A 13,138-nucleotide genomic window follows, 5' to 3' on the forward strand; every position below is an offset into this window, starting at 1 on the left:
AATATACCGGAGCGGGGTCTATCTTTGGTTTCTTTCAGCCACGAAGGCCCAGTCATGAACGTTCTTCTTGTTTACGCGCACCCGGAACCCAAATCGTTGAATGGGTCCCTCAAGGACTTTACGGTCAAACGTCTTCAGGATGCCGGACACACCGTTCAGGTATCCGACCTGTACGCGATGAAATGGAAAGCAGTGCTCGATGCGGACGACAGCCTCGCGAAAGAACCCGGCGAGCGTTTTTATCCGTCGCGCGACTCGAAGCATGCGTTCGAAAATGGTCTGCAAAGCAAAGACATCGAACTCGAGCAGGAGAAACTCATGTGGGCGGATGCGGTCATTCTGCAGTTTCCGCTCTGGTGGTTCACCATGCCGGCCATCCTCAAGGGATGGGTGGAGCGCGTGTACGCCTATGGCTTTGCGTATGGCGTCGGAGAGCACTCCGACGCGCGTTGGGGCGAACGCTACGGCGAGGGCAGGCTCGCCGGAAAACGTGCAATGCTGGTGGTCACGACGGGCGGCTGGGAATCGCACTATAGCCCGCGCGGCATCAATGGTCCGATGGACGACGTGCTGTTCCCGATCCAGCACGGCATTCTGTATTACCCCGGCTTCGACGTGTTGCCGCCGTTCGTGATCTACCGGACGAGCCGTATCGACGAAACGAATTATCCCGCTGTGCAAGACGCGCTTGGTCAGCGTCTGGACAACCTCTGGACGACGGCGCCGATTCCGTTCCGGGCTCAGAACGGCGGCGCGTACACGATTCCGGAGCTGACTTTGCGGGCCGATATTGCGCCGGATCAAGTGGGCTTCGGTGCGCACGTCGAGCCGCAGCGGGATGGAGACGCAGCGGGTTCTTCATACAGCATAAGCGCAGGACGTCGTGCCTCTGTTGCGCATTACACGTCGCCATCCCGCACTGATCGAAGCTGACCGAAGCTGACGGGATCGTATGCCTGACTGAAATTTGGCTGTAAGTCGCCGTTGCTAGAGTCGCTGAAAGAATTTTGCCGCCGGCTACCGGACAGTGTTCTTCGGACACCTAGATAGGGAAGAGCGACAAACCATGAACCAAGCTCGTGCGTTCTGGCTCATTTTGACGCTGCTTTTTACGGCGCCTGTCTGGGCATTTCAGTCCCGGGTGGTCACGATTCCGAGCGTCGCCATGCACAAGTCGCTCGAAGCGACGGTCGTGCTGCCCGACCAGTACGCGCGCGGCAAAGGGGCCGACCGCTTTCCCGTGGTCTATCTGTTGCATGGCTCGGGCGGCGACTATACCGACTGGACCGCGAATTCGCAGATCGGCAAGCTGGCCGACCGCTACCACGTGATACTCGTGATGCCCGACGGCGGCCACGAAAGCTGGTATATCGACAGTCCGGTCGATCCGCGCAGCCGTTACGAAACCTATGTGGGTACGGAAGTGGTGACGTACGTCGACGCGCATTTCCGCACGATCGCGGCGCGCCGCGCACGCGCCATTACCGGCTTGAGCATGGGCGGATTCGGCGCTTTGCATATCGCGCTGGACCGGCCGGACGAATTCGGCGCAGCGGGCAGTATCAGCGGCGCGGTGGATCCGCGAGGCTGTGAGGACGAGCCCGGCATCGACCAGGTATTCGGCGATCCCGCGCGGCATGCCGACTTCTGGAACAACGAGGCGATCGTCGAGAATGCGCGCAGTTTCGGCGCCGCGCATATCGCGCTCACGATCGACTGCGGGGTGAACGACTCGCTCGTGCAGTCGAACCGCACGCTGCACGAGCGTCTGGTCGAACTCGGCGTGCCGCACGACTACGCGGAACGGCCCGGCGGCCACACCTGGAAGTACTGGGCCAATGCGGTGCAGTATCAGGTGCTGTTTTTCGCCGGCGCGTTCAGGCGCAACGGGAGCAGCGCCACGGCTTGAGACTGTGCCGCGCAGTGGGGTGCGTTGTGGGCCGCGCTTCGAGGCGCGTTCTGAGGCGGCCTCGGGCCGCCCGTTGATCCATCCTCAATCGATTCCGTGAAAAACCGCGTCGTCCGGACCGAGATAGACCGGCGGGCGCCACGCCGCATCGCGCATGGAATGCTGAACCAGTTTCTCCACGCCCAGCAGCACCGCGAAAATCGCCATGCGCACCGGAATGCCGTTGTCGGTCTGCCGGAAGATCGCCAGCCGTGAATCGTGGTTCAGGTCCACGCTCAGATCGTTCGCGCCGGGGCGGCTGTCGCGCGGCAGCGGGTGCATGATCAGCGTATCGACGCCGCACACGCTGTCCACCAGCGCCTGATTGATCTGGAAATCCGGCGTATAGCCTTCGAACGATTCGTCGGTGAAGCGCTCTTTCTGGATGCGCGTGGCGTACACCACGTCGGCGCCGCGCAGGCCGGTGGACAGATCGTGAGTCTGCTCGATCACGTGGTCGTTGCGCGAAATCTGCTCGATGATATAGCCGGGCATTTCGAGCATGGGCGGCGAGATCAGCGTGAACTTGATGCCGCGGTAAAGCGCCAGCAATTTGACCAGCGAGTGCACGGTGCGCCCGTACTTCAGGTCGCCGACCAGCGCGATATGGGCGCCGTCGACGATCTTGCCGAGGCGCGAGAACTCACGCTGAATGGTGTACAGATCGAGCAGCGCCTGGCTCGGGTGTTCGCCCGGCCCGTCGCCGCCGTTGATCACGGGCACATTGGTCGCGCGCGCGAATTCGGCCACCGAGCCTTGCTCCGGATGGCGGATTACCAGGGCGTCCACATAACCGCTCATCACGCGGCTGGTGTCGTAGATCGATTCGCCCTTGGCCATTGACGAAAACGTGAAACCGGTAGTGTCGCAAACTGAGCCGCCCAGCCGGCAGAACGCCGCGCCGAAGCTCACGCGGGTACGCGTGCTGGCTTCGAAGAACAGATTGCCGAGCACCGCGCCTTCCAGCACGCGGGAGATTTTGCGGCGCCGGGCGATCGGCTGCATGATGTCGGCCACGCGGAACAGCGCCTCCACCGAGTCGCGCGAGAATTGATCCACCGAGAGCAACTGCGGCTTGCCCTCGAAAAGCATCTGGCTCGCGAGCGACTGCGAGTCTACGCTCTGCGTATGTTTTTCGCCCGGCTCGCCGTGCACCACGATCTCCGACACGAAGCGCTCCACGATTTCCGGCATGGCCCGCGATTCCTGCGAGTCGTCCGGCAGGAGCCAGGTATCGAGCGCCCGGCGCGACACGCCGATGCGGCTCGCGAACGTGTCGCGCGTCATGTTCAGGCGGCGCATCGCGTCGCGTAGGAAGGCTTGTTGCGGGACGCTCATGGAGGCACCTGTCGGGAGGAGGGAGGGTGGTCGCGGTGTACGCTTTGCGTATATTAATTTCCCCGCGCCAGAAGTCAAGCGATTTTCACGACAGGCTTTGCCAGGCCGCGCCGGTCGCGGTTACACTGCGTCTCATGCACTCCGGCCCAACGTTCAGACTCTGCCCGTCCACCTTCACGCGTCTCGCTCATGCGAGCGTCGCGATCGCGCGCGCGAGTGATTCGAACGTCGGCGCCAAAGCCAAAAAACAGCCGCTCATCTGACCGGAGCACGCTGTTCCGTCAGATGCGACGGAGCAGCCGGTCAACGCCCGCCTGGGCACTTTCCTGTCTTTCCTCCCTCGCACGCTGCACGGAATCGATACGGTCGTCATCGAGGTAAAGACATGTCTATTTTTTCGGGTATCTGGGTTCCGCTCATCACGCCTTTCGCCGACGGCGCCGTCGATCACGCCGCCTTGCGCGCACTGGTGCGCCGCTATGCCGGCGCGGGCATGGCCGGACTGGTCGCGCTCGGCACCACCGGCGAACCGGCCGCGCTCGATGCCGCCGAGCAGGACGCCGTGCTGGCGACGATTCTCGACGAAGCGCAGGCCGCCGCTCGCCACTCGCATGACGCGCGGGCGCTGCCGGTGCTGGTCGGCGTGGCGGGCAATCACACGGCGAGCATGCGCGAGCGTATCGGGCAACTGAATCCGCTGCCGATAGCGGGTGTGCTGATGGCCGCGCCGTACTACATCCGGCCTTCGCAGGCCGGTATCGTCGATCACTTCACGGCGCTTGCCGATGCGAGCGCGAAGCCGGTCGTGCTGTACGACATTCCCTATCGAACCGGCGTGCGGCTCGAACTCGACACGCTGCTCGCACTCGCCGCGCATCCACGGATTCAGGCGGTGAAGGATTGCGCCGGTTCGCTCGACACCACCCTCGCGCTGATTCGCGATGGTCGCCTGCAAGTGCTTGCCGGCGAGGACATCAATATTTTCAACACCTTGTGTCTGGGCGGCAGCGGGGCGATTGCGGCGTCCGCGCATGTGCGGCCCGAGCGCTTTGTCGCGCTGTATCGCGCGCTCGCGGCGGGGCGGCTCGACGAAGGCCGGCGCATTTTTCACGCGCTCGCGCCGCTGATCCAGACGCTGTTCGCCGAGCCGAATCCGGCGCCCGTCAAGGCACTGCTGGCCGCGCAAGGGTTGATACGCGACGAACTGCGCATGCCGATGACGCGTGCCGGCGACGCGCTGCGCGAGCGGCTCGCCGCCTTGGCCGAACGCGAACGGAGCGAGGCGCGGGAGACCGAAGCATCGGTTTGAGCGGAGCGCGCATCGCGGAGGGTGCATGCGGGTGATGGCGCGGCGTGCCGGTCACGGCGCGTGGCAGATATACATTACCCGGTCTCCTCGTATTTGAGATGATGCTTCGTGATGCCAGGTGATAATCAGCGCCCTCTGCCCATTATCACGGCCGGTGTACAGCCGGTCGATGCCATATGCAGTCAGTCCTGATGGCCGATCTTCTGTTCCGCTCGCAATCGCGTGGTACGTGTCGCACATGTCACACATGGCGCACGTTCAGCGCGTTGAACGCGTTGCCCATTTCGAACACGCGCTCCGCCATGTTCGGGCGAGTGCGTTCAGCGAGCCCGTTGCGCGCGGGGTGCCGCTAATGGCTTCCGTATTTCGCGCCGGTAACCGGCTTGCCAGCGGCTCGGTCGGCTTCGTCACGCGCCGCACTGCGTTGACGCTGGCCTTGAGCGCGGCCGGCGGCGCGGCTGCGCTCGCACTCGGCGCGGGCTTTGCGCTCGGCACGCACTGGCCGGTGCACGCCGCCCGGTCCGGTGAGCCAGCGACGGCTCACGTCGAGCACGACTATGCGATCGATCAGCTCGGCAAGCTGAATGCCTCGGTGGCGCAGATCGAGCCGCGCATCGCGCGCCTGAGCGCGCAGGTCGGCGACTTGCGCGATTTCGAAGCACGTCTGAACACGCCACGGTCGGCGCCGCGCGCGCCTGTCGTCTCTGCCACGCCGGCTGCGGCGCCCGCATCCGACGCGGCCGCCACCGACAGCGAAGACGAAGGCGAGGGTGGCCCTTCGCTGCCGCCGCTCCGCTGCAGTGAACTCGCGCCCGCGCTGAGCCGCCATGCCGACGCCGGGCGCACTGCCCAGCAACTGGATTGCATTGCCGCGACGCTGTCGGCGCTCGAACAGCAGACCGCCAGTCACGCAGTCGCGTTCGCCGCCTTTCCCGGCCGCATGCCCGCCGACGGCGCGCGCTTCGGCTCGCCCTTCGGCAATCGCATCGATCCGTTCACGCATCGTTTGAGCTTTCATCCGGGGCTCGATCTGGTCGCCAGAACCGGCACGCCGATTCTGGCGGCGGCCGGTGGCCGCGTGGTCTTCGCGGGCGAAAAATCGGGTTATGGCAATGCGGTCGAAATCGATCACGGCAATGGCCTCATGACTCGCTATGGCCATGCGTCGCGCCTCGTCGTGCATGTCGGCGATCTGGTGCTGCCGCGCCAGTATATTGCCGACGTCGGCTCGACAGGCCGCTCCACGGGTCCGCATCTGCATTTCGAAGTGCTGGTCAACGGTGCGCCGGTCAATCCGGTTGCCTACCTCGCGCTTTTCTCGCCCGCGCCTCATGGCTGACCGACGTTTTCCGCGCAATGCGGGCCGCCTGAGTCACCGCGCGTACACGCTTCGGCCGGTGCGTTCGCTGGGCTTTCGCGTGGCGGTGTGGGTCCTGGCATGCGTGCTGTGCGCCTGCGCGGGTGCGGCCGGCCTGGCGGCCTGGTACGCGAAGCGCGCAGGCACGCCGCTCGCGCCGTGCAACGCCGCGCCCGTCGACAGGAGCGCCCAGCAGATCGAGTTGACGCGCGCGCGGCTTGCGCTGGCGGAAGAATCGGCGGCGCGCGCCGCGGTGCAGAAAACGGCGGACGGCGCCGCAGCCGAGGTTGCGCGGCTCAACGCGGAGTTGCAATTTCTGCACGGCCAGAGCAAGGGCCGGCCGCCGGCACAGAGCGAAGCCGAGGGCCGCTGATCGTTCCCGGCCTAAGCGAACCTCTCACGTCACCGGGTCACGACAACCACCAGACGCACCAGCCACACCCGGTTCGACGCCGCGCCCAGCATCGCGCGATGCCCCTTTCCATTCACAAGAGATTGCTATGTTCAACAAGAAAAAAACCGCCGGCATCCAGCAGACCAAGCTCGCCACCCTGGTCGCCCACGACGTGCGGATCACCGGCGACCTTCAGTTCAGCAACGGCCTGCGCATGGACGGCCACGTCACCGGCAACGTCAGCGGCGAGCCGGGCGGCCAGACGCTGCTGGTATTGAGCGATCGCGGTTCGATCGAGGGCAACGTGCACGGCTACGACGTGGTGGTCAACGGCAGGATCGTCGGCGACGTGATTGCCGATCACTTCGTCGAGTTGCAGAGCAACGCGCATGTGACGGGCAACATCTACTATCAGCAGTTGCGCATGGATTGCGGCGCCTCGGTGGACGGCAAGCTCACCAAACGGGACGCCGCGCAGGCGGCGACGCCGCATCTGGTGTCGGTGGCGGACAGCGCGTTCGACAGCGCGTTCGACGAGCGCAAGGCCGGCTAGGCGGCCTCGCGGCGTCTCAGACGGGGCCCGGCAGCGACTGGCGCTGCGTCGGCGTGTCATGGCCGAGCGCGTCGCCGCGCGCGGGCCGCGCATCGCGTTCCGCGCGCAGGGCCCGCGTTGTGGCGAGACGTTCCACGGCATTGCGATCGAGCGTGGCGAGCATGTTCATTTCGACCATCTGCAGCTTGAAAGCGAGCACGATCAGGCCGCTCGCCAGCAGCAGGTCGCCCGCGAACACGACCGCATAAAGCGCCGACGTATGCCGCGGATTGCCGAGCAGCAGCGACACATTGGTGCGATCGAGCAGCACGAGCAGGAGCGGCACGATCGCGTTGAGCGTGGCGATCGTGCCGCCGATCATTGCGATCAGGCGAGCGGCCCCGAGTTGCGGGCGGCGCCGGCGGCACACTTCATACAGCGTGGCGGCGCGAAGCGGCAGAAAAAACAGCACAAGCAGGCCGGCGCGCAACACGAGCGGCGCCTTGAGCAACAGCGCGCAGGTGTACAGCGCGCAGAATACGGCTGTGCCGGCAAGGCCGGCACGCCACGGCGCGGTCAAGCCGAACAGCTTGCGCGTGCCGGCCCAGATCAGCATGCGGCTTTGCAGCGCAAGCGTCGCGGTGGCGATCAGCAGCACGTCGTAATTCCACCTGAAATGCAGGGCGAAGCAGGCCGAAGACGCAGCCAGCAGATAGAAACCGACCGACCAGAAGCGGAACGCGACGACGCGCGTGAACATATGCGACAGCGCCGTTGTAATAAGGGCACAGCATAAAAACGTGATCAGCCACAACGAAATAAACGTCGCTACGTCGAATTTCATGAACTCTCCAACCCCGGAGCCGCCTGTTATTGTTCATTTGTAATTCGCGATCCGCCGTGGAGGGCGGCACGCGGCGCGGCTGACAGCAATGCCGCGCTGCACGCTTCAGAAGATCGCGACGCTCACGCAGCTACCATTCTCTCTCGCAGCAGATTGCCGAAGTCGTCGGCGCTGAGCGGCTTGCCGAGCAGGAACCCCTGCATTTCATCGCACATCATGGTTCTGAGCATGTCGAGTTGCGATTCCGTTTCGACACCCTCGGCCACCACGTCCATTTCCAGCGAATGCGCGAGCGCGATGATCGCCGATACGATCGCGCTGCCTTCCGGGCCATGCACGTCGAGACCGTTGGTGAAGAAGCGGTCGATCTTCAGTTGCTTTACGCGAAAGCGTTGCAGATAGGCGAGGCTCGAATAGCCGGTGCCGAAGTCGTCGATCGCGATCTCGAAGCCGCACGCCTGGAACTGGCGGATCATCTCGATGGTTTTGGGGGCATCCTGCATCGCCACGGTTTCGGTGATCTCGAACATGATCTGCTCGCATTGCACGCCTTCGGCCTGGACGATCTCGAGCATGCTCGCGACGAGGTTCGGCTGCAGCATCTGGCGCGGCGACAGGTTGACCGCTACTTTCATCGAAGGCAGGCCTTGCGAGATCCAGCGGCGAATCTGCCGGCACGTTTCGCGCACGACCCAGTAGCCGATCTGCACGATCTGTCCCGAGCGCTCGGCAATCGGAATGAATTCGAGCGGCGCCAGATCGCCGAGTTGCGGATGATGCAGACGGATCAGCGCTTCGGCGCCGGCCAGCGATTCGCCGCCGCCGTGAAACTTCGGCTGGAAGTGCAGCGAAAACTGGCCGGCGGCGAGCGCGTCGTGCAGCGCGTTCTGAATCTGCAGCGTGCGCATGGCCGCCTCGTTCATGCTGCGCTCGAAGAAGCGATAGGTGCTGCGGCCCGCGCGTTTGGCTTCGTACATGGCCGCGTCCGCGTTTTTCAGCAGGCTGTCGACCGTGTCGCCGTCGTGCGGAAAGAGTGCGATGCCGATGCTCGGCATGACCTGTAGCGGCTGGGAGTCGGTCCACATGCCCATGCGCATCCGCTCGAGCACACCCTCCGCCAGCGCGCCGGCGTCTTCGCGCGAACCGAGGTCTTCGGCCAGCACCACGAATTCGTCGCCGCCCAGCCGCGCCACGGTGTCGCTCGCGCGCACGCACAGCAGCAGGCGCTGCGCGAACGCGGTCAGCACCTGGTCGCCGGCCGAGTGGCCGAGCGAATCATTGATCGTCTTGAAGCCGTCGAGGTCCATGAAGAGGACCGCGCACAGCGAGCGCTGCCGTTGCGCGCGATGGATCGCGTGTTCGATGCGCTCCGTCAGCGTGGCGCGGTTCGGCAGACCGGTCAGACTGTCGAGCGTGGCGAGCCGCACGATCTGGCCGTTCAGGTTCGACACCGCGCCGACCAGAAAGGTGGTGCGCGCATCGAAACGCGACAGTATCAGCGTGACGATCAGAATGGCAAAGGTGAACAGGATCACCGAAGTTGCGAGCCACGTGGTGTTGACGCCGTTGGCCGCACCGCACACGGCACCGGGCGAAAACCCGGCGGCGGCCATGCCGGCGTAATGCATGCCGCTGATCGCGACGCCCATTACCAGTGCCGCGGCCAGACGCTTGCGCACCACGTGGCGTGCGTCGTCGTCGCTGAGCGCGCGCGCGAGCCACAGCGCGGCGCTCGACGCGCCGATCGCGATCGCGAGCGAGCCGGCGAACCATGCCGGCTGATACACGATGCCGGGTGTCATCTGCATCGCGGCCATGCCGACGTAGTGCATGCCGGCAATGCCGCATCCCATCACTGCGCCCCCGGCCAGCAGCCGGGTCGCGGTCAGTTTTTCGCGAGTCGTGATGTGCAGCGCCAGATACGAAGCAGCGATCGCGAGTCCGAGCGAAGCGGCGGTTGTCGCGAAGTCGTAACCGAGCGGAATCGGCAGCGAAAAGGCGAGCATCGCAATGAAGTGCATCGACCAGATGCCGACGCCGAGTGCCGCGGCGCCGCCCAGGCGCCAGACATGCCGCAGACGCGGCGATGCCAGCAGGAAAATGCGGCCGGTCAGGTCGAGCGCGGTGTACGACGCGAGCGTCGCGACGACGAATGAAATGACCACCAGCCAAAGGTTGTATGAGCTCTGCATGTTTAGTCCAACCGCCAGAAGGGAAGCGGCTCAACTGGTTATCGACCGTTCGGGGGATTTATTTAATCCGTTTTCAAGTCATTCGGCGGCGCGTGCCGTTCGTGTCGGGGTGAACCGCTGTCGAGGCAGCCGGTTATGCCGCCGCCAGTCAATTCGACGAAAGACGTTTTTCTGCAACGCGAGTCTGCTTGCCCGAAATCAATCCAGGTGCGTGTCCGGTAGTGCTGCATCGATCGAAAACGACCGTTTGGAACCGGTGACCGGATAGTTGGCACTCCATTTGGTCTACCGGGTGGTGTTCAGGCTGAAAGTCACTTCCAGGCGGTGGGACCCTTTTGTTTTATTCTTTGTGTCGTAATGCCCGATTCGTATCCGGTCCGTAATTTTTACATATGCCGCGTTTCAGATCGACATTGATTTAAAGCGTACCGGCCGGAAAATTTTAATAGCATGGATTGCAGATGGTTACGGCGTAACCGATTCGGTCATCTTCAGGAACGTTCTCTGCTGCCGATAGACCTGTCACAGAAACGCGCCTGAATACCGTCATGGGTTAGCAGGAACAGGATCCACTGCCGGAGACGCCTCGCATGGGAATATCGAACGCTGAAAAGCAGCGCCGATTCAGGGCGCGCAATCTCGGGGCTGGTGGCAGCTACGAACGGTTGACCGCGGTAATTCCGATAGCTACGAAGCGACAGCTGGAAAGGCTCGCAAGCCATTACAGCTGCACGTTGGCGGGGATGATCGGCATGCTGGTTCATGAGCGGACGGTGTGCCTGCTGAATTCCCTGAGCGAAGTCGAGCAGGAGGAATTTTACAGTGAAACACCGGTTCATAAGCGGCGGCAGAGCGACCAATCGCTATGTGACACAAACAATTGTTGTGACTGCAATGACAAATCGTAAAGAAATTGAGCCATATCGATCTCACCGGCAATCGTCTAAATTGATCGAACTATTTCTCGATATTTTCGTGAAAATCGGCAAGAAAGCATGACTTGATTGTGGAGAAATTTGGATGTTTATTTACGATAAATCTCTTCACACGACGGCTCGCGCTCTTGCATTGTCCGTGAAAACGATGCGCAGAATGCAGCAAAAGAACGATGCGGGCGATTTCCCGGTCGGCACCGCTGAGTGGCAAGCCGTAATGGAGGAATTTGGCCGCGACGTCATTACTGCGCTCGCTGAAAGTGCCGCGAACATGGTCGCCGATTGTGATCGGGTCTCGCGAATCGCACAGCAAGAGTAAGCGAACGTGCCCAGTCGTCCGATGAAATATTTCCGCGCTATCTCACGCGTTAGCCTGGCGCCGGGCTGCGATCGTTGTAGCGCGTTCATCCCTGGCGCAGTCCCGGCGGCGACGAAAGCGCCTTTACTGCCGGGCGGGTCAGGATCAATGTGCTTCGGCCGCGCTTTCTGCCGTGGCCGAAACGCGAAGCTTAAGACCGCAACGGTCGATCCCGCTCGCGGCCCGTGATCCGTTGGAAGCTGGCTGTTCACGCGCTGCGCTTCCCGAGTCGCGGCTATCGCATCTCTTCCAATGGACGCTCGAGTGACACGGCATAGGACATTGCGCCGGTCCATCGAGCCGCCAGATTCTCGGCACTGTCGCGCAAACGATTGCGCTGCGCACCGTGACAATGCATTGCCTGGAAGACCCGAATCCGCAGGGCCGCAATACACGACAACCGATAAAAAGGGCTACGTTGTACTATGAAAGGGGAATCAGAATCATGTTCGGCGGAGTTGGCCGATCTCGCCGTGCCGGAGCTTCAATGGATGCGAATGCAGTGGCTGCCGGCCGTCGTTTTAGCGGTAGTCCTAATGATGACGGGCGCTCATGCGCAGGAGCATCAAGCGCTTATATCCGACACCGATTGCACGAGTCCGCCACTGATTCTGATCCCGGCAGCGCTCGGCGGGGCAACTGCAACGCCACTGAAGCCCGTTGATGGCGCGCGCCTGGCATGCAGCGTTTCCGCTGGCGTGCCAAAGCCGCAGGCCGACGCTCCACGTTCGTCATCAGACCGGATGCCGGCCGATGTTCAGCCGCCCCTCACCGGTCCGGTGGCAGCTTCCGGCAACGCAGAGTGGGCATATATGAGCGGCATGCCGCTGGTAGCCTCGGGTCCTGTCTTCACTGGCCTTGCGCCGGAGTCTTCCCGTTCTTCGCCGCCCGAACGAGCCCTGGACGCGGCCGGGCTGACCGGATGCAAAGGTGGCGAGGCGTGCGAAGGCGGAGCCGCTCCAGGCCAGCCGGCCGAATTGGCGCAGCCGCGGCCCAGGCCAGACGTGCGTCCGGTTGCAGGCGCCCGAACCCGTGTGAGCCGCCGCCTGTTGGTGGGGCTAGCCGCGTGGCTGGCGTTATGGCTGATTATCTGCCTGCTCATCCACTGTGCGTGGATGTTCTACAGGCGGCACCTGACACCTGACGCCAGGCTCGTTCGTGCCGCCAAGGCAGGGATAAAGCGGGGAGAGTTCCGTGTGGAATACCAGCCGCTGGTCAGCCTGCGCGAGGGGCGGTGCGTCGGCGTGGATGCGTTGATCCGCTGGGACAATGTCGAGTACGGGCAGTTGGGCCCCCATCATTACATGAGCCGTATCGAGAAGAGGTCGTTTATCGGGCCCGTCACGCGTTTCATTCTTTCCACGGCGGTCCGCGAACTCGGGCCGTTGGTGGCTTCCCGATCCCTGTACATTGGAATCAAGGTTGCCGCGAGGCATGTCGAGAGTCCGACGTTCGTATCGGACGTGATCGGCTCGGCTGAATCGATCCTCCCACGCCTGGTGCTGCATATGCCGGAAGAACACTGCGCCAGACCGACAAAGAGCGTGCTCGATGCAGTCACGGTATTGAGAGCCAGAGGCGTGAGGTTGGCGATGTCAAGCGTAACCAGCGTCGACACATACAGCGCCCTTCACGAAGCATTCCAGTTCGATCTGTTAAAGATCGACCGGGGGATCCTGGCGCTCGATGACCGCGAGCGCCGGCAACGGCTGGAGGCTTTTGTCGATACGGCCCGGGAGCTGGGCTCGATCGTGGTTGCGGAGGGCGTCGAGAGTGCCAGCCACCATAGGGTGGTCAGCCGGTCGGGAGCTGAAATCGGTCAGGGTTTTTTCTACGGCCGCACAATGATTCTGAGCCTTCTCGTGACGTTCCTCAACGCAGGCGGAAACTCGTTGCGTGGGAAAAGAGTCCGCCCGTGGCAATAGCTGCAA

At 63.3% G+C, this 13,138-nt stretch carries 12 protein-coding genes; 9 read left to right on the plus strand and 3 right to left on the minus strand.

From position 1 onward, the window contains the following. The first annotated feature begins 54 nt into the window (after positions 1-54). Positions 55-933 carry an NAD(P)H-dependent oxidoreductase gene (locus BXE_RS26630; RefSeq protein WP_011491229.1) on the plus strand — a complete coding sequence of 293 codons (879 nt, stop codon included), beginning with the start codon at positions 55-57 and terminating at the stop codon, positions 931-933. 133 nt (positions 934-1,066) lie between these two features. Next, positions 1,067-1,909 carry an alpha/beta hydrolase gene (locus BXE_RS26635; RefSeq protein ID WP_011491230.1) on the plus strand — a complete coding sequence of 281 codons (843 nt, stop codon included), beginning with the start codon at positions 1,067-1,069 and terminating at the stop codon, positions 1,907-1,909. Positions 1,910-1,993: 84 nt separating this feature from the next. Here BXE_RS26635 and BXE_RS26640 read toward each other — a convergent pair whose 3' ends face one another. Beyond that, entirely contained in the window at positions 1,994-3,286 is a 1,293-nt protein-coding gene (locus BXE_RS26640; protein WP_011491231.1) for an aspartate carbamoyltransferase, read from the minus strand. A gap of 385 nt (positions 3,287-3,671) precedes the next feature. Here BXE_RS26640 and dapA point away from each other — a divergent pair, with 385 nt between their 5' ends. The 4 genes from dapA (at position 3,672) to BXE_RS26660 (ending at position 6,899) form a co-directional block, all read left to right on the plus strand. After that, positions 3,672-4,595: a 4-hydroxy-tetrahydrodipicolinate synthase gene (gene dapA / locus BXE_RS26645; protein ID WP_011491232.1), complete on the plus strand. Its 924-nt coding sequence runs from the start codon at positions 3,672-3,674 to the stop codon at positions 4,593-4,595. Positions 4,596-4,947: 352 nt separating this feature from the next. Then, complete coding sequence (locus tag BXE_RS26650; protein ID WP_011491233.1) at positions 4,948-5,934, plus strand: M23 family metallopeptidase; 987 nt, start codon at positions 4,948-4,950, stop codon at positions 5,932-5,934. Further along, a complete protein-coding gene (locus BXE_RS26655) occupies positions 5,927-6,325 on the plus strand; it encodes a hypothetical protein (RefSeq protein ID WP_011491234.1) in 399 nt (132 codons plus the stop codon). Before BXE_RS26650 ends, BXE_RS26655 begins: the two co-directional genes overlap by 8 nt. A 127-nt stretch (positions 6,326-6,452) precedes the next feature. Next, positions 6,453-6,899 (plus strand): bactofilin family protein, encoded by a 447-nt coding sequence (locus BXE_RS26660; protein WP_011491235.1) that lies wholly within the window; start codon positions 6,453-6,455, stop codon positions 6,897-6,899. Between the two features lie 16 nt (positions 6,900-6,915). Here the strand turns inward: BXE_RS26660 and BXE_RS26665 are convergent, their stop codons facing one another. Next, positions 6,916-7,722: a hypothetical protein gene (locus tag BXE_RS26665; RefSeq protein ID WP_011491236.1), complete on the minus strand. Its 807-nt coding sequence runs from the start codon at positions 7,720-7,722 to the stop codon at positions 6,916-6,918. 122 nt (positions 7,723-7,844) lie between these two features. Beyond that, positions 7,845-9,932 carry a putative bifunctional diguanylate cyclase/phosphodiesterase gene (locus tag BXE_RS26670; RefSeq protein WP_407668638.1) on the minus strand — a complete coding sequence of 696 codons (2,088 nt, stop codon included), beginning with the start codon at positions 9,930-9,932 and terminating at the stop codon, positions 7,845-7,847. A gap of 572 nt (positions 9,933-10,504) precedes the next feature. On the opposite strand from BXE_RS26670, the gene BXE_RS26675 reads away from it, so the two are divergent. From BXE_RS26675 to BXE_RS26685, 3 genes are all read left to right on the plus strand, one after another. Next, positions 10,505-10,822 (plus strand): hypothetical protein, encoded by a 318-nt coding sequence (locus tag BXE_RS26675; RefSeq protein ID WP_011491239.1) that lies wholly within the window; start codon positions 10,505-10,507, stop codon positions 10,820-10,822. A gap of 112 nt (positions 10,823-10,934) precedes the next feature. Continuing rightward, positions 10,935-11,168 carry a hypothetical protein gene (locus BXE_RS26680; RefSeq protein ID WP_040124908.1) on the plus strand — a complete coding sequence of 78 codons (234 nt, stop codon included), beginning with the start codon at positions 10,935-10,937 and terminating at the stop codon, positions 11,166-11,168. A gap of 497 nt (positions 11,169-11,665) precedes the next feature. Further along, positions 11,666-13,132: an EAL domain-containing protein gene (locus BXE_RS26685; RefSeq protein ID WP_233518971.1), complete on the plus strand. Its 1,467-nt coding sequence runs from the start codon at positions 11,666-11,668 to the stop codon at positions 13,130-13,132. Positions 13,133-13,138: the final 6 nt, after the last annotated feature.

The sequence above is a fragment of the Paraburkholderia xenovorans LB400 genome (genome assembly GCF_000013645.1).
Lineage (GTDB): Bacteria > Pseudomonadota > Gammaproteobacteria > Burkholderiales > Burkholderiaceae > Paraburkholderia > Paraburkholderia xenovorans.